The 25829-nt window shown below is 47.3% G+C and carries 30 protein-coding genes; 12 read left to right on the forward strand and 18 right to left on the reverse strand.

Going from position 1 to position 25829, the window contains the following annotated elements; all coding sequences use genetic code 11:
- Positions 1-98 precede the first annotated feature (98 nt).
- Positions 99-1478 (forward strand): thioether cross-link-forming SCIFF peptide maturase, encoded by a 1380-nt coding sequence (scfB, locus tag ACOZB4_RS20780; RefSeq protein ID WP_379406917.1) that lies wholly within the window; start codon positions 99-101, stop codon positions 1476-1478.
- A gap of 200 nt (positions 1479-1678) precedes the next feature.
- On the opposite strand, the gene ACOZB4_RS20785 is transcribed toward scfB, so the two are convergent.
- From ACOZB4_RS20785 to ACOZB4_RS20815, 7 genes are all read right to left on the reverse strand, one after another.
- Positions 1679-2359 (reverse strand): MBL fold metallo-hydrolase, encoded by a 681-nt coding sequence (locus tag ACOZB4_RS20785; protein WP_379406916.1) that lies wholly within the window; start codon positions 2357-2359, stop codon positions 1679-1681.
- A 31-nt stretch (positions 2360-2390) separates the two neighbouring features.
- The gene (locus ACOZB4_RS20790; RefSeq protein WP_379406915.1) at positions 2391-3371 is read right to left on the reverse strand and encodes a GNAT family N-acetyltransferase; all 981 of its coding nucleotides are present in this window, start codon (positions 3369-3371) and stop codon (positions 2391-2393) included.
- Positions 3372-3641: 270 nt separating this feature from the next.
- Positions 3642-4862 carry an MFS transporter gene (locus ACOZB4_RS20795; RefSeq protein ID WP_379406914.1) on the reverse strand — a complete coding sequence of 407 codons (1221 nt, stop codon included), beginning with the start codon at positions 4860-4862 and terminating at the stop codon, positions 3642-3644.
- Positions 4863-5172: 310 nt separating this feature from the next.
- Complete coding sequence (locus ACOZB4_RS20800; protein WP_422759622.1) at positions 5173-5934, reverse strand: ABC transporter permease; 762 nt, start codon at positions 5932-5934, stop codon at positions 5173-5175.
- Between the two features lie 74 nt (positions 5935-6008).
- On the reverse strand, positions 6009-6782 hold the full coding sequence (locus ACOZB4_RS20805) for an ABC transporter ATP-binding protein (protein ID WP_076321120.1): 774 nt from the start codon (positions 6780-6782) through the stop codon (positions 6009-6011).
- A 41-nt stretch (positions 6783-6823) separates the two neighbouring features.
- Positions 6824-7828, reverse strand: a complete 1005-nt coding sequence (locus tag ACOZB4_RS20810; RefSeq protein WP_339293053.1) for an ABC transporter substrate-binding protein — start codon at positions 7826-7828, stop codon at positions 6824-6826.
- 172 nt (positions 7829-8000) lie between these two features.
- Positions 8001-9518 (reverse strand): carboxypeptidase M32, encoded by a 1518-nt coding sequence (locus ACOZB4_RS20815; RefSeq protein ID WP_379406913.1) that lies wholly within the window; start codon positions 9516-9518, stop codon positions 8001-8003.
- Positions 9519-9647: 129 nt separating this feature from the next.
- Here ACOZB4_RS20815 and ACOZB4_RS20820 point away from each other — a divergent pair, with 129 nt between their 5' ends.
- The 5 genes from ACOZB4_RS20820 (at position 9648) to ACOZB4_RS20840 (ending at position 12155) form a co-directional block, all read left to right on the forward strand.
- Entirely contained in the window at positions 9648-9977 is a 330-nt protein-coding gene (locus ACOZB4_RS20820; RefSeq protein WP_379406912.1) for an iron-sulfur cluster biosynthesis family protein, read from the forward strand.
- Positions 9978-10017: 40 nt separating this feature from the next.
- Positions 10018-10587 carry a beta-class carbonic anhydrase gene (locus ACOZB4_RS20825; RefSeq protein WP_076321116.1) on the forward strand — a complete coding sequence of 190 codons (570 nt, stop codon included), beginning with the start codon at positions 10018-10020 and terminating at the stop codon, positions 10585-10587.
- A gap of 204 nt (positions 10588-10791) precedes the next feature.
- Entirely contained in the window at positions 10792-11370 is a 579-nt protein-coding gene (locus ACOZB4_RS20830) for a PadR family transcriptional regulator (protein ID WP_098743203.1), read from the forward strand.
- Between the two features lie 56 nt (positions 11371-11426).
- A complete protein-coding gene (locus ACOZB4_RS20835; RefSeq protein ID WP_379406911.1) occupies positions 11427-11873 on the forward strand; it encodes a hypothetical protein in 447 nt (148 codons plus the stop codon).
- A 3-nt stretch (positions 11874-11876) separates the two neighbouring features.
- Positions 11877-12155 carry a YxcD family protein gene (locus ACOZB4_RS20840; RefSeq protein ID WP_076321113.1) on the forward strand — a complete coding sequence of 93 codons (279 nt, stop codon included), beginning with the start codon at positions 11877-11879 and terminating at the stop codon, positions 12153-12155.
- Between the two features lie 161 nt (positions 12156-12316).
- Here ACOZB4_RS20840 and ACOZB4_RS20845 read toward each other — a convergent pair whose 3' ends face one another.
- Genes ACOZB4_RS20845 through ACOZB4_RS20860 form a run of 4 tightly spaced genes read right to left on the reverse strand, consistent with a single transcriptional unit; the run spans position 12317 to position 14639 of the window.
- Entirely contained in the window at positions 12317-12799 is a 483-nt protein-coding gene (locus tag ACOZB4_RS20845) for an immunity 63 family protein (protein ID WP_379406910.1), read from the reverse strand.
- A gap of 49 nt (positions 12800-12848) precedes the next feature.
- The gene (locus ACOZB4_RS20850) at positions 12849-14150 is read right to left on the reverse strand and encodes a PQQ-binding-like beta-propeller repeat protein (protein ID WP_379406909.1); all 1302 of its coding nucleotides are present in this window, start codon (positions 14148-14150) and stop codon (positions 12849-12851) included.
- Entirely contained in the window at positions 14147-14383 is a 237-nt protein-coding gene (locus ACOZB4_RS20855) for a bacteriocin immunity protein (RefSeq protein ID WP_379406908.1), read from the reverse strand. Before ACOZB4_RS20855 ends, ACOZB4_RS20850 begins: the two co-directional genes overlap by 4 nt.
- A complete protein-coding gene (locus ACOZB4_RS20860) occupies positions 14352-14639 on the reverse strand; it encodes a hypothetical protein (protein ID WP_379406907.1) in 288 nt (95 codons plus the stop codon). Before ACOZB4_RS20860 ends, ACOZB4_RS20855 begins: the two co-directional genes overlap by 32 nt.
- Before the next feature lie 109 nt (positions 14640-14748).
- On the opposite strand from ACOZB4_RS20860, the gene ACOZB4_RS20865 reads away from it, so the two are divergent.
- Positions 14749-14976, forward strand: a complete 228-nt coding sequence (locus ACOZB4_RS20865; RefSeq protein WP_379407009.1) for a helix-turn-helix domain-containing protein — start codon at positions 14749-14751, stop codon at positions 14974-14976.
- Between the two features lie 232 nt (positions 14977-15208).
- Here ACOZB4_RS20865 and ACOZB4_RS20870 read toward each other — a convergent pair whose 3' ends face one another.
- Entirely contained in the window at positions 15209-15805 is a 597-nt protein-coding gene (locus tag ACOZB4_RS20870) for a TetR/AcrR family transcriptional regulator (protein ID WP_379406906.1), read from the reverse strand.
- Between the two features lie 169 nt (positions 15806-15974).
- Here ACOZB4_RS20870 and ACOZB4_RS20875 point away from each other — a divergent pair, with 169 nt between their 5' ends.
- From ACOZB4_RS20875 to ACOZB4_RS20885, 3 genes are all read left to right on the forward strand, one after another.
- Positions 15975-16532 carry a hypothetical protein gene (locus tag ACOZB4_RS20875; protein WP_379406905.1) on the forward strand — a complete coding sequence of 186 codons (558 nt, stop codon included), beginning with the start codon at positions 15975-15977 and terminating at the stop codon, positions 16530-16532.
- Positions 16529-17179 (forward strand): GNAT family N-acetyltransferase, encoded by a 651-nt coding sequence (locus ACOZB4_RS20880; RefSeq protein WP_379406904.1) that lies wholly within the window; start codon positions 16529-16531, stop codon positions 17177-17179. Before ACOZB4_RS20875 ends, ACOZB4_RS20880 begins: the two co-directional genes overlap by 4 nt.
- A gap of 174 nt (positions 17180-17353) precedes the next feature.
- Entirely contained in the window at positions 17354-19192 is a 1839-nt protein-coding gene (locus tag ACOZB4_RS20885; RefSeq protein WP_379406903.1) for a UbiD family decarboxylase, read from the forward strand.
- A gap of 163 nt (positions 19193-19355) precedes the next feature.
- On the opposite strand, the gene ACOZB4_RS20890 is transcribed toward ACOZB4_RS20885, so the two are convergent.
- From ACOZB4_RS20890 to ACOZB4_RS20900, 3 genes are all read right to left on the reverse strand, one after another.
- Entirely contained in the window at positions 19356-20078 is a 723-nt protein-coding gene (locus tag ACOZB4_RS20890; protein ID WP_379406902.1) for an ABC transporter substrate-binding protein, read from the reverse strand.
- The gene (locus ACOZB4_RS20895) at positions 20015-20269 is read right to left on the reverse strand and encodes a hypothetical protein (RefSeq protein WP_379406901.1); all 255 of its coding nucleotides are present in this window, start codon (positions 20267-20269) and stop codon (positions 20015-20017) included. Before ACOZB4_RS20895 ends, ACOZB4_RS20890 begins: the two co-directional genes overlap by 64 nt.
- 109 nt (positions 20270-20378) lie before the next feature.
- Complete coding sequence (locus ACOZB4_RS20900; RefSeq protein WP_422759625.1) at positions 20379-21386, reverse strand: ABC transporter substrate-binding protein; 1008 nt, start codon at positions 21384-21386, stop codon at positions 20379-20381.
- A 243-nt stretch (positions 21387-21629) separates the two neighbouring features.
- On the opposite strand from ACOZB4_RS20900, the gene ACOZB4_RS20905 reads away from it, so the two are divergent.
- Complete coding sequence (locus ACOZB4_RS20905) at positions 21630-22157, forward strand: GNAT family N-acetyltransferase (RefSeq protein ID WP_379406899.1); 528 nt, start codon at positions 21630-21632, stop codon at positions 22155-22157.
- A 37-nt stretch (positions 22158-22194) separates the two neighbouring features.
- On the opposite strand, the gene ACOZB4_RS20910 is transcribed toward ACOZB4_RS20905, so the two are convergent.
- Positions 22195-22992 (reverse strand): formate/nitrite transporter family protein, encoded by a 798-nt coding sequence (locus ACOZB4_RS20910; RefSeq protein WP_076321103.1) that lies wholly within the window; start codon positions 22990-22992, stop codon positions 22195-22197.
- Positions 22993-23264: 272 nt separating this feature from the next.
- Here ACOZB4_RS20910 and ACOZB4_RS20915 point away from each other — a divergent pair, with 272 nt between their 5' ends.
- Complete coding sequence (locus tag ACOZB4_RS20915; protein WP_379406898.1) at positions 23265-23861, forward strand: YjgB family protein; 597 nt, start codon at positions 23265-23267, stop codon at positions 23859-23861.
- Between the two features lie 108 nt (positions 23862-23969).
- Here ACOZB4_RS20915 and ACOZB4_RS20920 read toward each other — a convergent pair whose 3' ends face one another.
- Together ACOZB4_RS20920 and ACOZB4_RS20925 are read right to left on the reverse strand one after the other, a co-directional pair.
- Positions 23970-24971, reverse strand: coding sequence for a phosphotransferase (locus ACOZB4_RS20920; RefSeq protein ID WP_379406897.1), 1002 nt, complete (start codon positions 24969-24971; stop codon positions 23970-23972).
- 59 nt (positions 24972-25030) lie between these two features.
- Positions 25031-25813, reverse strand: coding sequence for a DeoR/GlpR family DNA-binding transcription regulator (locus tag ACOZB4_RS20925; RefSeq protein ID WP_379407008.1), 783 nt, complete (start codon positions 25811-25813; stop codon positions 25031-25033).
- Positions 25814-25829 lie beyond the last annotated feature (16 nt).

A 25829-nucleotide genomic window follows, 5' to 3' on the forward strand; every position in this document is an offset into this window, starting at 1 on the left:
GGGCAAAGAAACTCACCGCCGTCCTTACAAGGACGGCGAAGTTGTTTCTGCTGAATAGCCGCCTGCAATTTGTAGTAAAAAGGAGCTTGATTCGCAGTATGATTCATCAATATCAACTGAACGGATACAACATCGTAATCGACACCTATAGTGGCTCTGTACATGTTGTTGATGACCTGGCATATGAAGTTATTGCGCTTTATGAACATGAAACACCCGAACAAATCCTGGCGTTCATGATGGAAAAACAATATTCAGAAGAAAGCATTCAGGAGACGATCTCAGCGGTCGAGGAACTAATTAAGAATGAGCAGCTTTTTACAGAGGATGCTTATGAGGATCTATCTATTCATTTAAAAGCACGTAAAACGTATGTAAAGGCGCTCTGTCTCAATGTCGCACATACTTGCAATCTGTCGTGCGAATATTGCTTCGCCAGCCAAGGGAAATACAATGGTGATCGGGCAATTATGAGCGTAGAGGTCGGGCAAAGAGCTATCGATTATCTGCTAGAAAATTCTGGCCATCACCGAAACCTTGATATCGACTTCTTCGGCGGGGAACCGCTTATGGCTTGGAAAGTCGTCAAAGAGATTGTAAAGTACGCACGAAGCAAAGAGAAGGAATGGAAGAAAAAATTCCGCTTCACCTTCACAACGAATGGCATGCTGCTCAACGATGAGGTTACCGAGTTTTTAAATCAGGAAATGTACAATGTCGTCTTGAGCTTGGATGGAAGGAAAGAAGTACATGATCGGCTGCGCACAACCGTTACCGGCAAGGGAAGCTATGATTCTATCGTGCCGAAGTTCAAGGAATTCGTCCAAAAGCGCGGAGATCAAGAATATTATGTACGGGGAACGTATACGCGGAACAATGTCGACTTCACCAAAGACATCTTCCATATCGCAGATCTTGGTTTTGACAAAATCTCGATGGAGCCGGTCATCTGTGATCCACGGGAACCTTATGCGCTTACCGAGAAAGATCTCCCGGAGATATACAATCAGTACGAAATTCTAGCCAAGGAAATGATTGAGCGCACTGAACAAGGCAAAGGGTTTACCTTCTATCATTACATGCTCGATCTCTCAGAGGGACCGTGCATTCAGAAGCGGATCACGGGCTGTGGATCAGGCACAGAGTATTTCGCGGTCACACCATGGGGCGAATTGTTCCCTTGCCACCAGTTTGTCGGGGATGAAGAATACAGCATGGGCAACATCTGGGATGGCATCAAGCGGCCTGAACTGCAATGCCAATTCAAAGAAAGCAACTGCTACACGAAGCCGGAGTGTAAAGATTGCTGGGCTAAACTCTACTGCAGCGGCGGCTGTCCTGCCAATGCTTTGCATGCGACGGGTTCCATTAACGGAATCTACGAGTTTAGTTGCGACGTGTTCCGCAAACGAATCGAATGCTCGATGATGGCCAAGGTCGCCGAGTCAATCCGAGCGATGGAAGAGAGTGAAGTGTAGATAGCAGTACAACTGCACGGTAAGGGAAATTTTCCAATAGAATATTTTGAAAAAATGATCCATCTTCATTAGATATTATGACCCTAAATTTTCACTAGACATGAACGTGCAAGTGTCCATTGAATATGAAAAGCCGGATTCCTTAGAGAGGAAAACCGGCTTTTTGGATAACTATTAATTGGATAACTATTAAATAGTACTTAGTGTCTACTTCCGTTAAAATGTTGGCGGGCGCCCTTATAAGAGGTCCAGGATTTTGTCAAAGACTTGCTTTTCCGTAACCGTATTATGCCCTGACACGCAAAGTTCCATATCCATTTCTTATACTTTAAAAGAGTCTTGATATAGTCGTCTTTATCACCATAGAGGCTTGGAACAGGCTCCTCCATCGAGTCACCGATATTATCGCCTACATGAATGACCTTTTCCCATTCATCCATAACGCTGATGGAGTCCGCGGTATGCCCGGGTGTATACATGATTCTTATTTGGTCATCGGGAAAATAGATCTCTTGTTCGAAAGTTAGATCGGGTAGAAGTTTTTCGGCTTCACCGTCAACAAGATGCCCGTATTTCTGCATCATCTCTTCCCAATGTACATCGATCATGTCCCTGCAGCTCGTGTGAGATATAATCGTGCAGTTTCGAAACGAGCTGTTTCCCCAGGTGTGATCCCAATGGTAATGGGTATTGATGACGATGATGGGCTTGGAATCATGCTTTATGTATTCTTTGACAGGCTCCATGCTCAAAGAGCCCAAGCCTGTATCGATGATGTAGTTGTACCGATTGCCGAGAATAAGCTGAACATTTAAATCCCAACCAGCAGGCTGCCGATACGTAAACAGAACGTTTCGATTCCTGATTTTTTTTATTTCCATTTCGTTTTCCTCTTTCTCCAATTGTTGATGTTTACAGCTTAAGCACCATCTGATAATTCCCCGGCTCCGCCCGGAAACCGATAAGATCACGGTTAATTCGAAGCATCGGGACGTTCATGGAATCATTATGCGTTCTCAAATAAGGGACTCCGCATGCACGTGCTGTTTGAATGCCGAGCAGCTTTAAGGCAAGCGCGATGCGGCGGCCCCGGTACTCCGGCAGAACGCCGGTATATTCATGATACATCGCCTGCGTCTGCTCGTTCTGCTGCAACGTGACGACACCGATGTAGCGGTCGCCGTCCTTGGCGATATGGATCCATTCCGGGCGCACTCTGCTGTGTCCAATGCTCCATTTCTTCCATTCTTCAAACCAAGGGAAATCGCCGGAAAAACCCGGTATATCCGGCTGCGTGACCTTGTACAGCTCATAGAGCTTTCTTTCCCCGTCTTCTCCCGGCTCATCGGCTAATGTAATGAACTGAATTCCGGCCCGCTCTGCCTCTTCAATCGCAACAAACAGGTTGTCGTCGTCAAACGATGCCAGATCCAAAACGGATTCGAAGATATGGCGCTCCTGTATGTAACCGCGACGTTCGGCGAAAGTTGCCGACGAAGCGTCCGTTTCTCTCAAAATAACGGTCAGATGAGAGGCTTTAACCTCTGCCGCCCATTGGTGAAGCGTATCGTACATCGCCTTGCCTACCCCGTTCCCGCGGCTTTCCGGGTGTACAACAAGGGTGAGGAATAATTCACCCGGCTCCGTCCAAGGTGCCCTCCAAGCGATAGCGTAAGCAACAACTTGTCCCGACTCATCTTCTGCTACCCATTTGGGACGATCCCATCCTGTCAGTTCGCCCTTCTCATTGTAATCCAGCTTTCCCGGAGGGATTTGGTCCTCCTCTTCCTTCAAAAGTTCTGCCGTTATCGGTTCCGGCCAAACCGTATTGAGCAGCGACGCAACCGCAGCATAATCGTCGGGCTCTCTCATCTTTCGAATTATAAATTTCATCGTTATCATTCCCTCCAAGTTTTCCTAATCGATCTCAAAGAGATTATCCCATACATGGAGACTTCTTTCAGGGTAAAATATGGATTTATTGAAAAATTCACAGCCGATTTCCTAGCCAAATAAGTTAAGAAGTTCTTCAATTAGCTCAGATAAATTCTTCTCCGCATAAATCTGGTGGGGAAGGGGTTTATTATAGTACATATGCATACCATGCCGGGTGCACATAAAAAAGAACGAATCCCTATGGTGTGGAATTCGTTCTTTCATGCTTTAATTTATTTTAACTTCAACGGGTTGCAAAACCTCACTTGGCCCTTTTTTTAGAGTCAACATGAAGATAAGGGAAATACAGTATAAGGCGGCTAAGTAGATCATGACGACCGTCATATCATAACTTTGAAGAATATAGCCGACAAAGATTGGCGAAAACCCTCCAATGGCTCTACCGAAGTTAAAAATCGTATTTGTCGCCGTACTTCGAATTTGCACAGGATAGAAGCTGCTAATTAAAGCTCCATACCCGGCAAACATGCCATTCGAGAAGAAACCGACAATCGCGCCACCGATTAAAATGGCAACACTTCCAGCAGCATAGGAGTATAAAAACACAGCACATGCAGAGGCAAGCAAGAAGATGCCAAAAGCACGCTTTGCACCAAATCGGTCCATAAACAAGCCGAATACTAGCATCCCAATAATCATGCCAACCGCTGTACTAATGGTCCAAAGAGCAGAACTTGAAACGGATAAACCTTGAGATTTCTGCAGCATGGATGGCAGCCAAATCATCAAACCATTGTAGCCGGCAATTTGCACCGTTGCCATAATAATCAATGAAATTGTTGTCAGTGATGTTCTAGGCGTTTCAAATAGTTGAGCCAGCTTGCCTTTTCCATGTTTTTTGTTGGTTTCTTTATTTTTTTGGGCAGCCAGCCACTCTGGAGATTCTTCAAGGTTCTTTCGCACAATAACGGCGAAAATGACAGGTACCACTCCAACAAAGAATAAAGCTCTCCATCCCAAGAACGGAAGAATGACAGCACTTAACAACGCTGCTAAAATAACGCCGTACTGTGCACCTACACTCACATACGAGGAAGCTCTTCCTTGTTTGTCTTTCGGCCAAGCCTCGGCAACGAGAGCCATACCAATTCCATATTCGCCCCCTGCACCAAGACCTGCGATAAACCTGAAAATATATACTTGTTCAATATTCGCTGCTAATCCCGTTAAAGCCGTTCCAATTGCAAACAACAAGACGGTATTTGCAAACACCTTTACCCGCCCAAACTTATCCGCTAAAATCCCAAAAATAATACCGCCTAGCAGCATGCCGATATTCGTTATGGAAGAAATCAGTCCACCCGTTGCGAAGTCAATGTTAAATTCTGAAATAATCATTGTCATCGCAAAGGAAACAAACATAATGTCCATTCCTTCCAACGTTAAACCAGCTACTGAAGCTACCACTGTCTTCTTACGATAATCCATTCTAGCGTTCCTCCAAATTCTTGATGATAAAACTCTCTTTTAGCGTGTTTGAGGGAATGGATTACACAAGACTTTTCCATTCTCTTTTGAAGCCTCACAGGACTCCCTTTAAAAGAGGTACTTAAGCAAAATAAAAAGCCCTTCTTGCACAGAGGGCAAAAGGGCATGCGAAGACATAGATATTATTAGCCTAAAAATATCACGTAGCCCTTTTCAGCCTCTCTGGACTGTATTAAAGGAAAATTTATTTCGGGATACATACTAGCAAAATAGTGCAGATCATGTCAACCTCCTTGAATACCCAGTTCAGTTAGCCTCGCATCAGGATCCGCTCTATATATACCACCATTTGATACATAGCTGTAGCTACAACGGCGATAATGAGCAGACTCGACAACACAAGCGTAAAATTGAATACCTGAAAGCCGTACATAATCAAGTAACCGAGACCCGATTTGGCGACCAGGAATTCCCCGACGATGACGCCGACCCACGCCATGCCCACGTTGACCTTAAGCGTTGACACGATCGTCGGGTAGGAAGCCGGCAAAATAACTCGCTGAAACACCTGGCGCTTGGTTCCGCCAAAGGTCCGGACGACCTTGATCAGATTGGAATCCACCTCATGAAAACTGTTGTAAACAACAAGCGTGGTCACGATGACCGTGATGGATAACGTAGTGACGACAATAGCGGTAAAACCCGCGCCAAACATCACGATAAATATGGGTCCCAGCGCCACTTTCGGCATACTGTTGAACACAACCATGTAGGGATCCAGAACTTTGTTAAGAAACGGTGACCACCAGATGAATACGGCCAGCAGCGTGCCTACCAGCGTGCCGAGCAGGAATCCGACAACCGTCTCTCCTACCGTGACCCCCAAGTGCCCCCATAACTCGCCGCTGATCATATTCCCCCATATGTTGGCAAAAATTTTGGTCGGATAGCTGAAGAGCAGCACGTCTATCCATTTGAATCTGCCTGCCGCTTCCCACCAGATAAAGAATAGCAACAGCAAGCTAAGCTGGACGGTCAGCACGCGTGTGCGCATGCTTTTCTTTCGCTTCATATGCTGAACATAAATATCCTGGAGCCAGCCCTTCGAAGAAGAAGCAGAAGGCTCATCCCTTGTTGTCATAAGCTTCACTCCTTCCCGATCGTTTGCATTTCGCCCCAGATCTCATGAAACAATTCGTTGAACCCTGGCTCCTTACGAGCATAAAAAGGCTGCACCCGGCGTATGTTCTCGGGAATATTGAACATGCGGTGAACCCTCCCCGGGTTGCGGTTCAGGAGAATGACACGGTCACTCATCGCAATCGCTTCAGACAAATCATGGGTGACCAGAATGGCGGTTTTCCCCCGCTCCTTCAAGGTCTCCACGATCAGATCCTCAAGCTGCAGCTTCGTCTGATAATCCAGTGCGGAGAAAGGTTCATCCAGCAGCAGCAGTCCCGGGTCTGTCGCCAAGGTCCTTACGAGTGCAACCCGTTGTCTCATTCCGCCTGACAGCTGGGCGGGATAGAGATTACCGCTGTCCGCAAGACCCATCTCCTTGAGCAAACTCTGTACCACGCCTCGGCTTTCCGGATTCAACCGCTCCGTCAGTTCCAAGCCGATCAAGGCGTTATCCATAATGGTGCGCCAAGGAAATAAATAGTCCTGCTGCAGCATGTACCCAACTTCCGGCGACGGTCCGTTTACCGGTTTGCCGTTCACGTAGGCGACTCCTTTGGATGGCTGCAGCAAGCCGGCAATGACAGACAAGATGGTCGTCTTGCCGCAGCCGCTAGGCCCAACCAGGCTGATGAACTCCCCCGGTTCCACCTTCAATTGAATTCCTTCCACAGCCAGAGAGGCTTCCCGATCCGTGACATATGCGTGAGCGATATCGTTCAATTCAACTACCGGTACCATTGGTGCTCTCTCCTTTCGTTCTATGGATTAGGAGTACATCATTATTTAGCTTGTTTCGCTTTCTCGGCAAAGCTGTTGTTGACAATTGTGTCAGGCGCAACCCGTTCTTTCAGTTCCCCGGCTTGCTCCATCACGTCCAGCAGATTGTTCCATTCCGCCTCGTCCACGATCGGATCGGCTGCATAGCTGCCTTGCTCCTTGTAGCGTTTAACGGAGGACACCACGATGTCGCGGTCGCTATCCTTGAAATAAGGCATGATCGCATCCGCGATGTCTTCCGGGCTGCTTGCATCCACCCATTGCTGTGCCTTGTAAAGGGCATTCGTAAACTTCTGCACCGTTGCATCGTTTTTGTCGATATAGCTCTGCTTTGTCATGAATACGGTATATGGCAAACGTCCGCTTTCTACGCCAAAGGACGCGACCACCTTGCCCCGGCCTTCTGTTTCAAATATGGATGCCTGCGGCTCAAAGAGCTGAACAAATTCACCTGTACCGGAAGCATAGGCAGAGGCGATATTCGCAAAATCGATATTTTGAATCAGCTCCAGGTCCGCGTGCGGATCGATTCCTTTTTTATTCAAGGTAAACTCGCCTGCCATCTGCGGCATTCCGCCTTTACGCTGACCGAGGAATACTTTACCCTTCAGGTTGTTCCAGTCAAAAGCACCCGATCCGTCTCTTGCCATCAGAAATGTCCCGTCCGTCTGCGTCACCTGTCCGAAGTTAATGACCGGATCTTCAGAGCCCTGTTGATACACATAAATCGAAGTTTCCGAGCCGACAAGTGCCACATCGATGGCTCCCGACAGCAGGGCCGTCATCGTTTTGTCTCCGCCAGGGGTCGTCTGCAGCTCGACATCAAGCCCTTCTTCCTTGAAAAATCCCTTTTCCAATGCGACATACTGCGGCGCATAGAAGATCGAGCGCGTCACTTCGCCAATCTTGACCTTCGTAGCCGATCCGCCGCCACCGCACCCGGCAAGCGCCACTCCGCAAACAAGCAGCATGGTTAACGCCAGCCCCCACCATTTTTGACGCTTCATCGTAACCCTCCATTCCCCATTAACCCAATGTTTCTTTTCAGCATATGCAAGCGCCTGCCCAAAGGTTAAACGCCTGATAGAGTATGCTGGCGGATGTTGAATGGCATTATGGATAGCCCTACCTACAAAAAAACGCAGCCACTTTGGCTGCGTTTGTCGTTTATAGTGATAATTAAAGTTTGTAAATCTCTTTATACTTCTCTTCGAGATAATCGGCCAGGTAGTCCGGATTCAGTTCTTCCCCGGTGACGCGTACGATGATCTCGGACGGCTTCTCGCTCTTTCCGTACCTGTAAACCTTATCCGTCAGCCATTCCTTGATCGGAGCCAGGTTCCCCTCTTCGATGAGTTGGTCGAGGTTCGGCAGTTCTTTGCGCATCGTATGAAGCATCTGAGCCGCATACATGTTGCCGAGGGAATACGAAGCAAAATATCCGAAATCTCCGCCGGACCAGTGAACGTCCTGCAGAACACCCATTCCGTCGTTCGGCGGCATAATGCCGAGGTATTCCTTATACTTCGCGTTCCAGGTCTCCGGAAGATCCTTCACCGCCAACCCTTCGTTAAAGAGCATTTTCTCGATCTCATAACGAATGATGATGTGCAGGTTATAAGTAAGCTCATCTGCCTCAATTCGAATCAGAGAGTTCTCTACCTTGTTTGCGGCCAAATAGAATTCCTCGATGTCCACGTCCTGCAATTGTTCAGGGAAATGCTGCTGCAGATCCGCGAAATAACGGCGCCAGAACGGACGGCTTCGACCAATCATATTTTCCCACAGACGAGATTGAGATTCATGGATGCCCATCGAAGTACCACCGGAGAGCGGCGTACCTGCAAGCTCCTTATCGATATTTTGCTCGTAAAGGGCATGCCCCCCCTCATGCAAAGAACTGAATACCGCACTTAACACATCATCCGGAAGATACATGGTCGTGATGCGTACGTCACCCGGGTTCAGGCCCGTCGCAAACGGGTGCACACTCTCGTCCAAACGTCCCGCTTCAAAGTCGTAGCCCATTTGCTCCAGCAGGAACAAGCTGAATTTCTCCTGCTGTTCTTTCGGGAACAGCTGTTTCAAGAAGTCCGTTTTCGGCTTGAAGGGCGATTCCTGAATCGCGTGAACTAGCGGTACCAGACGTGCTTTCAGGCGCTCGAAGATGGCATCCACCTTTTCCACTGTTAAATCCGGCTCGTACATGTCAAGGAGTGTGTCGTATCTGGTATTTTTCACGCCCCAATATTCAATAAACTCTTGCTTGAACGCAACAATCTTCGTTAAGTAAGGTTCGAAGCCTTCAAAATCGTTATTCTTCTTCGCTTCCTCCCACTTCGTTTCCGATTGGGCGGCGAGAATGGAATACTCCTGGAAGCGTTCAGGCGGGATGGATTTGCTCTGATCGTACACCTTGCGGGCTTCCGCAATCATGCGGCGTTTGCGATCATCCAGCTGTTCTGCCTGTTTTTGCTCTGTAAAAAATGATAACAGCTGTCCCATCTCTTCCGATATTTGCAGCTTAAAAGCCTCTGTGGATAGAACCCCGATCGTTTCCGAACGGATTTCGGTTCCCTTGCGTGGAGCACCCGTCCGTAAATCCCAGTGAAGTAGGCCAATAGCTTCGTAATAACTCATGATTTTGCGAACCAATCGATCAAATTGTTCCCATTGTGGTAAATGTTGTACTGCCATTCCGGCACACCTTCTTTTTTTTATAATAGGATTCTTCTATACTCTATTGATGATACTTTTTACAAGGTATATAATCAACTTCCAGAAAGAATAAATAACAATATACATATAAAGGAGTGTCAGGATGCCGTGAATATTCAACTCACCCCGCAAGCAGAGCTGAAGCTTAAGGACAAACTTGGGGACAAGCCGGGCGCAATCAGGCTGATCTATGACACGGAGGGATGCGGATGTGCCGTTAACGGAGTCCCAGGCCTGCGTATTGTAGATGAGCCGACGATGGAAGATATCGCTGTCGAGACAGGCAGCCCGGTGCCGTTTATCATGAACCGCAAGCAGGCCGTTTTTTTCGAAGAGAAGATGAGGCTCGACGCCGATCCAGCCACCTACTCCTTTCGTCTGGACAGCAGCGGACAGAACTACGGTACCAACATTCAAGTATTAGATGCCAGAGCATAAGAACAACAAATAAACAATAGATACAAAGGAGAGAAAATCGATGGAAAAACACCTTAACAGCATTCTGGAACACAATCGCAGCTTTGTAGAAAATAAAGAGTACGAATCCTACCTGACAGGGCGTTTTCCTGAGAAGAAACTCGTCATTATCACTTGTATGGATACACGATTGGTTGAACTGCTCCCTAAAGCGATGAATTTCAAGAATGGCGATGTCAAAATCATTAAAAACGCCGGCGCGATCATTTCACAGCCCTTCGGAAGTGTGATGCGAAGCGTCATGGTTGCACTGTACGAGCTGCACGCCGAAGAAGTCATCGTAGTGGGTCACTACGAATGCGGCATGGCTTCCTTGAACGCCGATGAGATGATCCAGCATATGAGAGACCGCGGCATATCCGATGAAGTGTTATCCACGCTCGAAAACTCCGGCATCCGGTTGTCCAGATGGCTTCGCGGTTTTGATAACATTACGGACGGCGTAAAAAATACGGTGAGCCTGATCAAAAACCACCCTCTTCTTCCTCCAAACGTACCCGTTCATGGTATGGTCATCGACCCTAACACCGGCGCGCTGGATCTGGTCGTAGAAGGTTACGAGAACGAATAAATCAATCAAAGTCAAATGGAAGCACAAGCGCTTACGCGTTTGTGCTTTTTTAGTCACAATTTTGCCAAAAGCAGAGAGAAAGCCCCCTCCCCCGGTTGTCAAACCATACAGTTTCAGTGTACACTTTTTAACAACCGGACCGATAGGCGAATGACCATCCTCGCTTTAGCGTCCACGATATGCGTTTCAAAGGGAGTTATGTCCATGAATACGTTGTCATACGGCTTGTTAGGATTACTAGCAAGAAAAGAATCATCAGGATATGATTTGATGCTTCGAATACAGCCCTTTTGGCAAGCCAAACACAGTCAAATCTATCCCTTGCTGTCCAGCATGGAGGAGAAGCAGCTATTGTCCTCGCACTGGGTCCAGCAAAGCGATAAACCGGACAAGAAAATCTATGCGATTACAGAAAAAGGCATGCAGAAGCTGCGTGAATGGATGTACCAACCTATCGCGCCTGCAGTCACCAAGGATGAGCTTTCTCTTCGGACCTTTTGCCTGTGGCTGACGGAGATCGGCATCGCCGTCGATATTTTCGAGGACCGCAGAATTGGGTATTTGGAGAAAAAACGTTATTATGAGCAGATTTTAGAGGGAATTCCGGAGGATACCCGCGAGATTGGAAGCAAGGCTTTCAGCAATTATGTACTCGCTACCAAAGGGTTGATGATGGCTGAGACCGAGCTGAAATGGTGTGATTGGGTACTGGAATTACTGAGACAGCAGCAGCACACAACAGCCTCAAAACATGGTCGTACAAATTTTGAAACCTTATCGTGACTCGTCCGTATTACTCTTTATTACTCTAAATTTACTGGGAGGTTCGACAGAACACGATGAAAAAAGTATTGACTATTCTTGTAGCGATTACATTGTTCTTTGTAGCACTGACACCTGATTCCGCAGATGCCCGCAGAGGCGGCGGAGGTTTCAAATCCGGGACCAAGACATACAACAGCACTCCGAAAAAGAATAATAACAATAATGTTCAACAATCGAACAACCGTTCCAATACGACAGGGGCGGCCGGCAGCACGGCAAAACGCGGATTCTTCAGCGGCGGCAGCTTGATGAAAGGACTTATGATCGGTGGTCTGGCTGGTTTGCTCTTCGGCAGCATGTTTGCCGGCATGGGCTTCATGGGCGAAATCATGGGACTCCTCATTAACCTGATCGCTATCTGGGCTTTGATTATGATCGTTATGGCTGTTGTACGCTCCGTGAAGAATCGTCGTAAACAAAACGAACCTCGCGACAACAACAATAACAACAATCGGTACTAATCCATGATTTTGAGCATGGACGAAATCGTCAATGCAGTCTGCCTTCATCAGGCGGAGCGCAGAGGCGTCAAACCAACCGATGTATCGCTTGAGCTTAGCTGGGATGAAGATACCGGATATACAGGTGAAGTATGGGTCAGCGGCAGGAATCAATATTTGATTGAGGCTAACCTCATCGAAGCCATTCTCCGCTACCTGTACTCCGAGTATAATATCCGCGCTTACAGCGAACAAGTACGACTTGAGCTGGAAGACGAAATTATCGCCATCGTTCAGCAATAACCTGATGAATCGATAAAGCAGCCGCTTCGCTACTACGCGAAGCGGCTGCTCTTTGATTATAAACAATAGGATCAGTTCGTACACCGCGGAAAGGTTCCCTCCAAGAAAAGCGCTTCAACCATATTGCGCCCCTCTCCTATTTACGAGCAATACGGCCATCATTAACTTCGCGTAGTGCCGGCGCCTACGTGCAATCCCGAATTCGGGTTCTCCAGCTCTTTCCGCTTGCCCGCCTTATGCCATTCCTCATACTGTCCACCGATCTGAAGGAAGGATTCATGGATCATATCCGTCATTTCTTGGATTTCGTCCTTGGTATACTTCAAATGGGTGTTTACATTATCCACCTTGTATTTTTGCAGAAGCTTAATATGGGCAATCGTATGAATGGTATCCTCCAGGATCCAGAAGATCACTTCATCGGTATCCTTGGTCCTCTTGCTGAGCATCTGCACGCCTCTTTCATACATAGCGAGCTCATAGTCCTGCTCTCCAACCCGAACAACCGGACTCAAATCACCTATATAACCTTCTTCAAAAGGTAGAGTGGCCACTCTCTCGTATTCAGAATCATACATGGAAGTCTTATGAAGCAGATGAAGGATTCGATCAATCATTTCTTGTTTCGTAAGCATATTGGACATCTCTTCCCCCTTTTGGAGTCGCGTAAATGACGCAGGATTGTTTACGATCTTACCAAGACAAGGGCTCTGAGTTCTTCCAGAATATCCAGCGGTTGGTTTCACAAATCGGGGCTGTGCCAATACTGTACTCATCCCGGACGCCGCTTGCCAGGTTAATCCGGTGCAGCATACCGCCATAGGTGCCGACCAGCAGGAAATTCTCATCCGGCGTCGCGATCAGCCCGGAAATTGTACTTCCTACAAAGTAACGCCATATTTCTTTACCCTCATAATTGATATAACGGAGGTATCCATAGGCATCGCCAAGAATGCCTCCCTCCTTCAGCGCGACACCGGCGTACACGCGCATTTCTTCATTTATCGGCAGTCCTTCTGCAAAGGCTCCCGTTTCTACAGCATGCAGCGGTACGGATATCGTATCCCCGTTGTAAAAATGGCAGGCATTAAACCACACGGAACGACCATCCTGCGTGAACAGGCTATAGTGTGGATAACTGGAATGAGGCTCTATTCTGTACAACTGCTTCCCTTCCAGGTCCATCAGCAGATGCTCGCTGGACTGGCTGCCATATGCCAGCCACCTGCCATCCCTCGAGACAGCGCCATGCGCCATGGCGATTCTCGTGTCCTCAAGCTCATCTTCCCGAAGTTCAGCGGCGTCCGGATGCATTAATTGCACGCTGGAGTCTCCCAGCAGGTAAATGCCATACTCGCCAACGAGCAGAACCTGCCGCCCATCGTTGAACGGAATGATTTCATCGAGAATATCATAAGGTCTCTCTTCATCAGCCAGTGATTCAAGATCTTTGAGATCGGCCTTCAGGCGGCTGCAAATATCCTCCCATGTAAACTTCGCAACCAATTGCCCGTTCAAGGAAGTATCCGGCAAAAATATCGTCCGCACCCCATTCTCATCGGCTACTGCCAAGTACTGTCCATCTGCGGAACTTCCTGCACAGCCGATTCCCGTTAACTCGGTTATGCCATCATTACCTACGACATAGGCGAACCGTCGCTCCCATGAAGCTCCAGTTTGCAGCAGCACGTGACCATCTTCCCATGCATATACGGGCTTCACCGCCTGTGTCTCCTCCTTGAACTCTCCTGTCAATGGCCAGGACGCGGGCGGCAGCTCTTCGCGAAGCAGAGCCGTTTCACCGGCTTCATTGGCGGCAGCGATCATCTTAACCACTTCTTGGGCCATGGCCTGGCGCCGATCCTCTTCGATCGCAGGCGGTTCCTCCTGCCAATTGGTCTCCATCCCTATGCGTACATATTCATTCACGTCGGCGGCATAACGTTTGCCTTCCGCGCGCCACGCTTCCGCTGTTTTCCGGTCCAACCAACTCATTCGCGGTCCCCCCTGTATGTATTTATGTATATCGGTTTGTAATGGAAAGCTTCTTCAACGATTTCCTCTGGCGTCATATCTTTTTCCGGCCAAAAAATCAAATTGCTGATGTCGGGGTGGGGAACAATCCGCTGCAGCAATTCGATCCATTCCTCCACCTCTTCTTCGCTACCATCCCCATTATACAGTCTTGTCACCAGATCAACGATCTGCGCTCTCGTTAATTCGCTCATGTACGGCTCCTTTCTTGTCATCGATCCAACGCCGAATAAATTCCTTCTCAGACTTATTCAACCGTTTAAGTGAATTTTCAAAAAAATACAGATACTTAGAATGAAGTTGTTTTAGCTTCTCTATTTCGCCAACAGAGATAGCTTCCTTAATTGCATACGTTAGTTTCCCATAACTATCTACGATAATTTCTGAACTTAGAATAACATCAATCATTAACTTCCCTTCGGAATCAGCTGCCTTCGTTTTTTTCTCCATCTAAGATTTCTTTACTCCTCAACCATTTTTTCATAAATTTCATGCGAAAAACGCATAAATATCAATATGCAATTTTCGCATAAACTAAACTTTGCATGGGTGATATATGATGTATAAACGAATTCGAGGACTACGCGAAGACAGAGATCTGACACAACAGCAGATGGCGAATTATCTGCACATTTCCCAAACCACATACTCTCGATACGAAAGTGGAAATTTGGATGTTCCTAGCTCAGTATTGATTAAACTAGCGGATTTCCATGACGTAAGCATTGATTACATACTTGGCCAGACTGACATTGTAAAGCGTAATCACAGCAAGAAAGAAAAGTAACACCAAGATCATTGACTAAAGAGCAGTATGAATCAGCCTGTTCCTACGCCACCGCATGAATAAAAAACACCGTTCAAGCCTTGGAAAAAACGAAATAAGCCTCCCATATTTGAGGCTTATTTCTCATTATAGTATCCGCTTATATCATCCTCTAGATATACCCCATCCAAAACACTCCCCGTTTAGGAGCACTTTCCGTAACAGCTCAACATGATATATAACCGTATAACTGCTATTCTCCTTCATGTTTTTGCCCGGCTAAGCCGTAAAAGAAAAGCTCCAGCAAGGTTTCCATGCTGCCGTTGACATATTCCCGGTTCCCCGAATCCCAGCGTCGCCCCAGCTCATTCATGAACATCGAGAAGTACAGCATCGCGACTTCTTCGGTTTGGTCCTTATGAATATAACCTTCTTGTTTCCCCAGCGCGACAAATCTCATGAAAAAACCTTTTACCTTCTCCTCGCTGTACTGTTGGATCGTATGACTAATGCCACGCTCCTCGGAGGTTTGCCGGAACTCTTCCGACAAAAAGGTCAGATTCTTAGCCTCCAACTCCATGATTTCTCGGGTCTTCTCGGCAAAAGAGCGCGCGGAATCTAGAATGCGCTCATACACCTCCAACTGCTTGTCCGTCCAATCCATGATCATTTCCATATAGAGCTGATCTTTGGTTCCAAAATAGTTATATATTGTCGCAGGTGACACGCCTGCCTGTTGGGCGATTTCGTTAACACTAACCTTTTGGTAACCGTGCCTTGAAAATAGCTGGAAAGCGGCATCGAAGACCTGTTCGATTTTTTTGTGCTTTCTTCGTTCATACCCATTCATGTGTTCTCCACCTCAAGTGAAGTATATATCAAGTTTTAGAGCAGTTCAATGTTTTCACTATAAAACAATTGACAACCACCCATTCGAAGTTATATTGTTTTTATAGTCAATCAATTCAATAACTACATAACTTCAATTTAAATTACAAAAGAAATGAGTGTGTTATGTGATGAAAATCGTAAAGATTCCTTCGATTCTGCATGATGTTTTTGGTGAAAAGCAGTCCGTTGGCTCTATTCTGGTCATACTGCTATTCGGTGGACTTCTAACCATAGCGATGGGCTTCATTTATCCTGAAATCACAAGCTCTTTGCCTTTATGGCGCAGTACCCTTGCCTTATTGCTCATCTTCGATATATTCGCCGGTTGCATCGCCAATTTCACAATCTCAACCAGTAATTTCTACGCATCCCGAAAAACGAATCGGACAGTGTTCATTGCGATACACGTTCATATCATCATGATTGCGCTTCTGTTGAATACCGATATTGAGTATGCCGTCGGTATATGGGCATATACAATCGCTGGAGCTGTGATCGTAAATGCGCTAATCGGGAAATCATCGCAGCATTTTATAGGAGGCTTGCTCCTGTCGCTCGGCATAGGGGGTACGTTCTTGCTGTCCAACATCCAGCCTTACATGTTATTGGCTGGCACCCTGTTTATGCTGAAAGTATTGTTCAGCTTTGCTATCGATCATTACGGGGGAGCTGTAGAGAAAGCATGAACACTTCATGCAGAGTAACCAAGCTGGCCAAATCGGATAAACTCTTATTTTCAACCATAATGAGCAGTGCTTTTGCCCGGGATCCTTTGTTTCTGCATGCATTTGGCGATCCGGAGCTTGATCGTAAATCAAGAAGCAGGGCGGCCGCATTTGTCTCCTTCATGTTTGATAAAAGCTTTCTGCTGAATGAAGAAATATGGGGCTTTTTTGAAAACCAAATCTTGCTTGGTACCTACATTGTAGAGAAACCCGGCATAAGCAAGCTTAAGCGTTTTAAGTGCGCTTTTGGGCTGATTGGGAGACTTTTGCTGTTGTTATTCCAACTACCAGTCAAAACATTGGGGTTCCTGAACTCCTATATGAGAATTACGAGATCGGCAGCTCCTTCTTCTCCACACCATTATCTCATTATGATCGGAATAATTCCGGAGGCCCAAGGCAGGGGAATTGGAACAGCGATGCTGCTGCACCTGATCCAAGTGGTTCATGCGGATAACAAGTCACATGGAATCGCGCTCGATACTGAAAATAAAGGGAATGTAAATTTGTATCAAAGGTTGGGATTTGCTTTAAAGCATGAAGAATATATCAACGCCCTGACCGTGTATTGCATGTTCTATCAGAAAAAGTTCTTCGATATGGTATGATGGTTACAAACCGGATCGCCTTGTCCTTTGCTTCATGCTTTGGGCAGGGCGATTTTTTTATGATATGTCCATTCGTCCCGTCTATATTAGGTATCATTGACCTGTGCTGTGAGATTGTCGATAATAGTAGATAGTAGAATAAATTCACTATCTTCAAGGGATTGGAGCTATGTAATGAAATATCATAATCTGGAAGAATGCATCATAGATCTGGAGAAACATGGCCATTTGGTTCGTATACATGAAGAGGTTGATCCACATTTGGAAATGGCAGCCATACATATGAAGGTCTATGCCGCAGGTGGCCCGGCGCTGTTATTTGAAAATGTTAAAGGTTCAAGGTTCCGCGCGGTCTCCAACCTGTTCGGTACGATCGAGCGTAGCAAATTCATTTTTCGGGAAACCTTCGAATCCACACAAGACGTGATCGCGCTGCGCAACGATCCGATGAAGGCACTCAAAAATCCGTTCAAATATATCGGGACGGGATTAGCAGCTAAAACCGCGTTACCCATCAAAAAAACGGGGGCATTGCCACCCGGATTTCAGGAAATCCAAATTTCCGATATGCCGTTAATTAAGCACTGGAAGGATGATGGCGGTGCTTTTGTCACGCTGCCTCAAGTCTATTCGGAAGATCCGGAGAAGCCGGGCGTCATGAATTCCAATCTGGGCATGTATCGGGTGCAGCTCACAGGCAACGAATATGAAATAAACAAGGAAGTTGGCATCCATTACCAGATCCACCGGGGCATCGGCATCCATCAAGCGAAGGCCAATAAATTGGGGCAGCCACTTAAAGTTAGCTGTTTCATCGGGGGTCCCCCTGCGCATACCATTTCAGCGGTTATGCCGCTGCCGGAAGGCATGAGCGAGCTAACCTTTGCCGGCTTGCTGTCCGGACGCCATTTCCGGTACAGCTATGTTGACGGCTACTGCATTAGCCACGATGCGGATTTCGTCATTACAGGGGAAATCTATCCAGGTGAAACCAAGCCGGAAGGTCCTTTTGGTGATCATCTGGGCTATTACAGCCTTGTCCATCCGTTTCCCGTCATGCGAGTGCACAAGGTCTATGCCAAACAACAGGCGATCTATCCATTTACGGTCGTTGGAAGACCTCCACAGGAAGATACGTCCTTCGGCGAACTGATTCATGAGCTGACTGGCGGGGCCATCCGGCAAGAAATCCCGGGTGTCAAAGAGGTTCATGCGGTGGACGCTGCTGGGGTACACCCCTTGCTCTTTGCCATCGGCAGCGAACGCTACACCCCTTATCAACAAGTGAAACAGCCGGCTGAGCTTCTCACGATTGCCAATCGGATATTGGGCACTGGCCAATTGAGTCTAGCCAAGTATCTGTTCATAGCGGCCGAGGAGAACCAAACCTTAGACACGCATCAGATCGAGGATTTCTTGGCCTATATTTTGGAACGAATCGATCTGCACCGGGATATCCATTTTCAGACCAATACTACGATCGATACACTAGATTATTCCGGGACCGGGCTTAACACCGGGAGCAAGGTCGTATTCGCGGCGGTCGGGGATAAAAAAAGGGATTTGTGCCAAGAGGTGCCTGAAGCCTTGACGGATCTGCCCGGATACTCGCCAGCCAAATGGATCATGCCCGGCATTGTCGCGATCCAGGGAGCCCCTTTTACGAGTTATGCCGAAGTGCGGCAGGAAATGGAGCGTCTAAACGAGACGATCCGTGCGAGAGGTTCCCTCTCCTCCTGTCCGATGATCATTCTGTGTGATGACAGTGAATTCATGAGTGCGACAGTAAGTAATTTCCTGTGGGCAACCTTTACGCGCAGCAATCCTTCCCATGACATTCACGGCGTGAACAGCCGCTATGAGCATAAGCATTGGGGCTGTGATACGGTCATTATCGATGCCCGTACAAAACCGCATCAGGCTCCGCCATTAATACCGGATGAAGAGGTTGAACGCAGCATCAAGCGTTTATTTGCGGACGGAGGCAGTTTAAGTCGGATTCAGTTACGTTAAACCCAAACGAGCTTTTAGAGTTCTTCTAGCAGCCGCTATAGGATGAAATAAAAAAATGGCTGGTCCTTAGTCATATTGACTTTGGGATCAGCCTTTGTTTTTCTTATACGGGACGTTATATGGATAATAGTTGGTTCATCATGCGCAATCTATTAAAAGCGTCCTATGTCAGCACCCTCAGCACATCCTCAATCTTTTTCCCATGAGAGATCACCCCATAATTCATCCAGGTCAGAAAATCAACCTCATACACGCAGCCGCTCCTAACTGCCGGAAGTGATCGCCATTCTGGTGCATCGAGCAAACAACGTTCCTCGCCTTCCCAGGAAGAATGACGCTTGTCGAACGTAATAAACAGATGATCGACATCCAGCAGCTTCAGATATTTCCTGGACAGAATCGCATTCCGGGCATCCCTGGACAACTGCTGAACAAGTGGATGCGGGGTCAGACCCAGATCCCCGTACAGGATTGGCCCCGTATACCCGTGATACGGACCCGAATATAAACTGATTCCAAGCGCCGATATACGAAGACAGGCCACGGTTTGGGCATGGACAGAGCGCTTAAGGAGTCTCCTGGCTTCACAAGCTTTATATTCGTATTGTGAGATGACATCCTGCACTCGGTCCTTCCTACCCAGCAGGTCCGCCGATTTACGCAGTGTCATGCGCCAATCCTCACTCGCATGCGGGAACTCATACGTTGGAGCTAGCCGTCCCAAGCCGTCGTCAGACATCCAGCGCCTGAACCCCCTATCCATCATAATTAAGTCCGGCTTGTGACGAGCAAGTTCATCGATATCCTCCTGCTCAATATCAATTACAGGGACATCATGCAGACCAAGGTAATCCTGTCTCCCCCATCTGTAGTGAGCGCATTGCACGACCGGTGCCGCATGTGAAACTCCGTTTCCTCCAAGTGCAGTCGCCCCGTACCGGCCGTCAAAATCAACAGTGTGTGCTCGTTGTCAACCAGAATTTCTTGCTGCCAACCCATAGATTGCGTATGAAGCTGAATATCCTTCAATACATAAAATAAAGAAGTTCGGTTAAGCGAGCTGGTTTCCGCCTTCATTTCATCTACCCCTACCCGAGAATCTATTCATACATAGTGCAAAGAAACAGAAAGCTCGTCAACGCCGTTGACAGCTTCCTGTTTCTATTCCAATACGGAGATCATCTCCTTATTGGACAAACCACTTCAAGAGATCGTCGGCTTTCATCATATTGGCTGTGACGGCACCCGATTGCCAATGAGTTCTGTCCGCCCTGTACACATGTCCATTTTTAACAGCGGGAACCGACTTCCAAAGCGGGCTGCCGAATACTTGCATCGCTTCTTGATTCTCCTCCGAGTCCCAATTGCCGTTGGATGGAAAAATAATGATATGATCAGCATCCAGCTCAGGGATTTTCTCTTCGGATAGTATGGCATGAAATTCCGTCATATCTCTCGCAAACGGATGCGGAGTCAAGCCCATTTCTTTGTAGATATTGCCGGTATACCGGTTATCAATGCCAAAAAGGGCAAGCGTTTTATCCCCAACATTTAACCGGAGCACGGCTACTGTCTCATCACCAACAGCCTGTTCCAGTTTTTCCTTGGTATCAGCCATCTTCTTGGTGTATTCGTTATGTACATGCTTGGCCTCTTCAGGAATGCCAAGAACATCACCAATCGTCTCAAGAATTTCTGCTGGGCTCTGCAGGATGGACTCTGGAAGCCGATACGTAGGAGCTATTTTGGAATAAAGCTCATATTTTGCCGAATCTGCTGCTCCGTCGACAATGATCAAATTCGGACTTGCCTCCAGCAGCGATTCTATACTTCCCGTTATATCAAAGGTCGGGACTTCCAGCCCCAAGTAATCCTGTTTCCCCCAGCTTGGATGATACCACTGCACAACAGGTGTAACTCCTAGAGCCAGCAGATAGTCCTCCAGATAGATCCCTACTACCCTCTTCGGATTTACTGGTATTTCGACCTCGCCGAACTCATCCTTCATCACTTTGGTTTCAGCAGCCCCTTGTTTTGTCTCGTCCTGAGCGACCTGCTCCCCCACCTTTTCCGTGAATTGCCCGGAAGGTGCTGCACCCTCCTTATCCTGCGGTGTTCCGCATCCAGCCAGAGCAATCACCAGTACAAGTAATACTATCATCCATCGGGTATTCTTAGGATATGACCTTGCCATAAATCGTTTCTCCCCTTGCCTGTTGTTAAAAGGTACGAAAGAGATTCTTTTGTTTATACTGATTATGATAATCATTCTCATTTCGTTCAGGAACATTGTATCTCACTCCATGTGATCATACAATACATTTTCTCAAATCATTTCTTATACAAACGCGAAATAAGAGCTCCCTGTCAGGAGCCCTCTTCTCTTCCTAAATAAATCTCAATATAATGATTACTATATCTACCTGGGAGGAAGAACATGTTTCCAATACTAGAGACTAAACGTTTAACGCTGCGGGAAATCCAACATCAGGACGCTGAGGCTATCTATAGCTGCTTCTCGAATGATGAGGTCACTCGATATTACGGACAAGACACACTGACCACCCTCGAGCAGGCTCTCCAAATCGTTGAGCTCTTCGCAAACAACTACAAGGAGAAACGCGGGATTCGATGGGGCATCGAAAGGAAAGATGCGCAAGGTCTCATCGGCACGATTGGGTATAACGTATGGTCTCCGCGGCATAAGAGGGCCGAAATCGGATATGAATTACATCCTGAATTCTGGGAGCAAGGTTATGCAAGCGAAGCTGCTTCCGCCGTCATCGCATATGGTTTTCTGGAGCTTGGCCTGACGCGCATCGGTGCCGTTGTTTTTATCGAGAACCAGGCTTCCCACGCGCTGCTGACCAAACTCGGTTTTGAAGCGGAAGGTATCCTACGCCAATATATATATCAAAACGGCGTGGCACACGATACGCGGGTGTACTCATTATTAAAAAACTAACCACTTGCGTTAGGGGTTCTGCATAAACCTCTATGCTTCATTCACCCGGAGATTCCTTGGCATCCAGAAACGGTTTGTTCACAAAATAATACATAAAGCCCATCAAGAGCACGCCGCCAACCAAATTGCCAATCGTTACCGGGATCAGGTTATGCAGTACGCCCTCCAGTGAAATCGTGCCGGGATGATTCAGCACAAGCGCAATGGCAAAGGTGCACATATTCGCAACACTGTGCTCATATCCGGAAATGAAGAAGCAGAATACAAACAGCATCATGGCAAACATTTTGGCCCCGTCGCCCTTCAATGACATCGGGATAAAAAAGGCAAGGCATACGAGCCAGTTGCACAGAATTGCCCTGAAAAACAGCTGCACTGTCGGGGTGGTCATTTTGTGCTCAACCACATCGAGCAGGAATCCGTTCACGGATGAATCCATAAATAGTCCCGTTAAGAAAATCAGCAGCGCAAACGTGCACGCCCCCAAGATATTCCCTGCGTAGCTGAAGACCCACAGCTTGACGACCTCGAGCCACCTTAGTTTCTTGCGCAGAGCGGCATACGTGTAGTAGAACGTGTTTCCCGTAAACAGGTCCCCTCCCCCATACGCGATCAGAATGATTGCCGCGCCAAACGTAATGGCGGCCATCGGGTAAGTCAGGGGGGAATGCTCCAGATAAAAGAAGTTGCCTGTCTTAAAAGCAACAATGACGCCAAAGCCAATAAACATGCTGGCGAGCATGGAGCGGGCGATGTAACGAAGATGGCTTTGTTTGAAGATTTTGTGTTTTTTGAGAGCAAGCTGCTCCACCTTGAGTAATGATTCGGTTTCCATAATTCCTCCTGAAAAAGTCGGTTCTTTATAGATTACACGATTTTTCCAATAATTCATATCACCTCATGCATCATTACCCCATTTTCCCCGACGAAACATTCATGGAAGGCTGAAATCGATTTCGCGTCCCGGTATCAAAACTGATATTTCATCTTCACAGAATCGTAACCCAATGCCGCTTAGCTTCCACTATCATGGGAAGATAAGTCTGACACACTTGTTTGATGCACAGCGCATGTGGTAATTAGTTGTTACAAAGGAGAGGATACAACATGAACTTGAAACAACCAGCAAAAAAAGCAATCATCACCTTGACTATGGCAGGAGTCCTCGGCGTAAGTGCTATTGGCGTAAATCATGCTGTTTTTCCGCTGCAGCAAGCAGAAGCTGCCACGGCAGCAAATGCCGGCGATTATGCTGCAGAGTACGCGCTTAAAACACTCAACAGCTTCTATAAACCTGCATTAAAGGGGCAATTCCCTGGTGCCGTCAGCGGTTTAACAATCGGTAAAAGCACAAAGCAGGACGTTTATAAAGCCATTGGCGAGCCTTCCGTGGCAGGCAAGGATGCCGATGCCTTCGATGTATACGGGGCCAACATGGGGAATCCAGGCTACGCCTTTTCCTATAAACTGAACAAAATCCGTGAGATGCGATACTTTGGCACGAACGTGGAACGACAAACAAATATCGGCGGCATCACGATGAAAATGCTGAAACAGAACTGGTTTGCACCGAATGCCACAACCACTTTCAAAACCGGAAAAGTCAAGCAAACCAAGCTCACGTATAACCGGGGAGATTACAAATTGGAGTTCATCTTTAACAGCAGCACAGAGCTTGACCATATTAATCTGCTGAAAAAATAACCGTGATTAGAAACTCTTACTTTCCAAATTTATGGTTAACCTGTCCAAAAACATCGGAAAGGCCCGGTCTCTTAGAGAGCCGGGTTTTTCTGATACAGCACCCATTTCTTACATCAAATACTGAAACAACATATCATCCAGCCACTCCTGACTGTATTCCATCCGCTTAAATCCAGCAGCTAGCATATCCACCTGTTCCCTTAACACATGAGACTCATCGGTCCCTTCCCGATAGCGGCTCAAAAAATGCAGAAATACATCCACCATACGCAAGCGCATGAGAACCGGAATCGCGACAATCTCTTCTGCGCTCAGTAGAACGCGGCTGGCAAATCCTTCGCAAAACTGCTTTATGGCCTTCCTCTCGTCCGCGATTCCCAAAAATCCCGAGATGACAACCGCAGGCTCCATCGCTCTTACATCCCGTGTGCAAAATTCAAAATCAAGTAAAGCGGTGACCGTGTGGGGGTGCTCCGCGTCTACCAGCAGGTTAGAAAGGTTCAGATCGCCATGAATCAGTTGTTGCGGCAGATTTTTTAGAGATTCTAGCCTGCTGCAAATATCGGCGTATGCTTCTTTTAGTATATGAAGTGCCTCTCCTTGATTCTTGAACTCCAATGGCGGTTGCTTGCAAAAATCTAGAATGAATACATCGCTGCATGCAGGATAAGACTGAAGCAGCTCGTAATAAGGCGGATACACCGGCCTCATTCCGATTGAACAACCCGCAAGGGCATTTACCAGTTCCCCCGTCTTCTCCCCGAAAGAATACGCTGCTTGAGTGCTGCCTTCTTCCGGACGTTCTCCTTCAATATATGCAAATAGGCAAGCATAACGATCACTCCCATCCTGAACCTGAACCATCCTATCGCCAGACACGGAAGGAAGAGGAGCTGGAATCTTAAAGCTCAGCGGAACCCGCTGCAGAGATTCCAGAACGGCAAACTCAAATTCGATTCTTGCCTTATCTCGATGTGTATTATAAATGCGCATGACCGAGCTGCGCTGCTCGTTATGGATAAAATGGGTCGTATTGTTCCAGCCCGTAGGACCATCAACCAGTTCACCGTTCCACTCTGGCCAGTGCGCTTGCAGAAGAAGCTGAATCATGTTTATACCTCTCTTACCTTTTCAATCAAAAGTTATATAAAGTTATATCGAATGGTTCATCATTTTGGTGCAGCTTCTTCCGCTTTCGCCACAATGACCTTTACGCCAAGCTCCTGGATCCGATCCATAACGTGCTGATCTGCCTTCTGATCGGTAATTAACACATCCAGATCTTCGACGGCGCCAGCTCTGGCAAAGCCATCCTGTCCGAGAATCCGATGCGTTGCCATGCCAATTCTGCGGCGGGATACGGCAGAGACCGCGCGTCCAAAAGCGGCAACTTCAGGAGTAGCCACGTATATTCCCTCATCGGAAATACCTCCTCCACTAACGAAACTGATATCAAATCTAAATTGACGAATAAATTCGTTAGCAAGCACGTCTGTGATATTTCCGGAAGGTTTCACCCGTCCACCAATCAAATAGGTGTCAATCCATTCGCGTTCGCGCAGAGCTTCTGCTACACGCATGCAGTTGGTCACAATGGTCAAGGGCATTTGCTCCGGAAGATGCTTCAACAGTAAATAGGTAAGCGAGCTGCTGCCAATGAATAACGTATCTTTTTCTCGGACGTATGAAACGGCTAATTGAGCAATGGCGTTCCCTTCCGGTGAGCCTTCACTATACCGCTGTTCCGGAGCCACGGGCGGCTGCCTGACTTTCATGGAAGGGATGGCGCCTCCGTGCGTTTTCTGGAGTAAACCTTGCTCCTCCATCATTGTCAAATCCCGACGAATCGAATCAATCGATATTTCAAATCGCTCGGCCAAGTCCTTGGCAATCACCCGTTTATCTTGATGCAGCAAAGCAAGAATTTTCTGACGACGTTCCTCGGCAAACATTCCTGATTGATCTTGC

This window comes from Paenibacillus sp. NPDC058898, assembly GCF_049316025.1.
GTDB lineage: Bacteria > Bacillota > Bacilli > Paenibacillales > Paenibacillaceae > Paenibacillus_AQ.

Coding starts and splice junctions, on each gene's coding strand:
- scfB (WP_379406917.1), top strand. CDS start 99: ATGATTCATCAATATCAACTGAACGGATACAACATCGTAATCGACACC.
- ACOZB4_RS20785 (WP_379406916.1), bottom strand. CDS start 2,359: ATGGAAATAAAAAAAATCAGGAATCGAAACGTTCTGTTTACGTATCGG.
- ACOZB4_RS20790 (WP_379406915.1), bottom strand. CDS start 3,371: ATGAAATTTATAATTCGAAAGATGAGAGAGCCCGACGATTATGCTGCG.
- ACOZB4_RS20795 (WP_379406914.1), bottom strand. CDS start 4,862: ATGGATTATCGTAAGAAGACAGTGGTAGCTTCAGTAGCTGGTTTAACG.
- ACOZB4_RS20800 (WP_422759622.1), bottom strand. CDS start 5,934: ATGAAGCGAAAGAAAAGCATGCGCACACGCGTGCTGACCGTCCAGCTT.
- ACOZB4_RS20805 (WP_076321120.1), bottom strand. CDS start 6,782: ATGGTACCGGTAGTTGAATTGAACGATATCGCTCACGCATATGTCACG.
- ACOZB4_RS20810 (WP_339293053.1), bottom strand. CDS start 7,828: ATGAAGCGTCAAAAATGGTGGGGGCTGGCGTTAACCATGCTGCTTGTT.
- ACOZB4_RS20815 (WP_379406913.1), bottom strand. CDS start 9,518: ATGGCAGTACAACATTTACCACAATGGGAACAATTTGATCGATTGGTT.
- ACOZB4_RS20825 (WP_076321116.1), top strand. CDS start 10,018: ATGGAAAAACACCTTAACAGCATTCTGGAACACAATCGCAGCTTTGTA.
- ACOZB4_RS20830 (WP_098743203.1), top strand. CDS start 10,792: ATGAATACGTTGTCATACGGCTTGTTAGGATTACTAGCAAGAAAAGAA.
- ACOZB4_RS20835 (WP_379406911.1), top strand. CDS start 11,427: ATGAAAAAAGTATTGACTATTCTTGTAGCGATTACATTGTTCTTTGTA.
- ACOZB4_RS20840 (WP_076321113.1), top strand. CDS start 11,877: ATGATTTTGAGCATGGACGAAATCGTCAATGCAGTCTGCCTTCATCAG.
- ACOZB4_RS20845 (WP_379406910.1), bottom strand. CDS start 12,799: ATGTCCAATATGCTTACGAAACAAGAAATGATTGATCGAATCCTTCAT.
- ACOZB4_RS20850 (WP_379406909.1), bottom strand. CDS start 14,150: ATGAGTTGGTTGGACCGGAAAACAGCGGAAGCGTGGCGCGCGGAAGGC.
- ACOZB4_RS20855 (WP_379406908.1), bottom strand. CDS start 14,383: ATGAGCGAATTAACGAGAGCGCAGATCGTTGATCTGGTGACAAGACTG.
- ACOZB4_RS20860 (WP_379406907.1), bottom strand. CDS start 14,639: ATGGAGAAAAAAACGAAGGCAGCTGATTCCGAAGGGAAGTTAATGATT.
- ACOZB4_RS20865 (WP_379407009.1), top strand. CDS start 14,749: ATGTATAAACGAATTCGAGGACTACGCGAAGACAGAGATCTGACACAA.
- ACOZB4_RS20870 (WP_379406906.1), bottom strand. CDS start 15,805: ATGAATGGGTATGAACGAAGAAAGCACAAAAAAATCGAACAGGTCTTC.
- ACOZB4_RS20875 (WP_379406905.1), top strand. CDS start 15,975: ATGAAAATCGTAAAGATTCCTTCGATTCTGCATGATGTTTTTGGTGAA.
- ACOZB4_RS20880 (WP_379406904.1), top strand. CDS start 16,529: ATGAACACTTCATGCAGAGTAACCAAGCTGGCCAAATCGGATAAACTC.
- ACOZB4_RS20885 (WP_379406903.1), top strand. CDS start 17,354: ATGAAATATCATAATCTGGAAGAATGCATCATAGATCTGGAGAAACAT.
- ACOZB4_RS20895 (WP_379406901.1), bottom strand. CDS start 20,269: ATGAAGGCGGAAACCAGCTCGCTTAACCGAACTTCTTTATTTTATGTA.
- ACOZB4_RS20900 (WP_422759625.1), bottom strand. CDS start 21,386: ATGGCAAGGTCATATCCTAAGAATACCCGATGGATGATAGTATTACTT.
- ACOZB4_RS20905 (WP_379406899.1), top strand. CDS start 21,630: ATGTTTCCAATACTAGAGACTAAACGTTTAACGCTGCGGGAAATCCAA.
- ACOZB4_RS20910 (WP_076321103.1), bottom strand. CDS start 22,992: ATGGAAACCGAATCATTACTCAAGGTGGAGCAGCTTGCTCTCAAAAAA.
- ACOZB4_RS20915 (WP_379406898.1), top strand. CDS start 23,265: ATGAACTTGAAACAACCAGCAAAAAAAGCAATCATCACCTTGACTATG.
- ACOZB4_RS20920 (WP_379406897.1), bottom strand. CDS start 24,971: ATGATTCAGCTTCTTCTGCAAGCGCACTGGCCAGAGTGGAACGGTGAA.
- ACOZB4_RS20925 (WP_379407008.1), bottom strand. CDS start 25,813: ATGTTTGCCGAGGAACGTCGTCAGAAAATTCTTGCTTTGCTGCATCAA.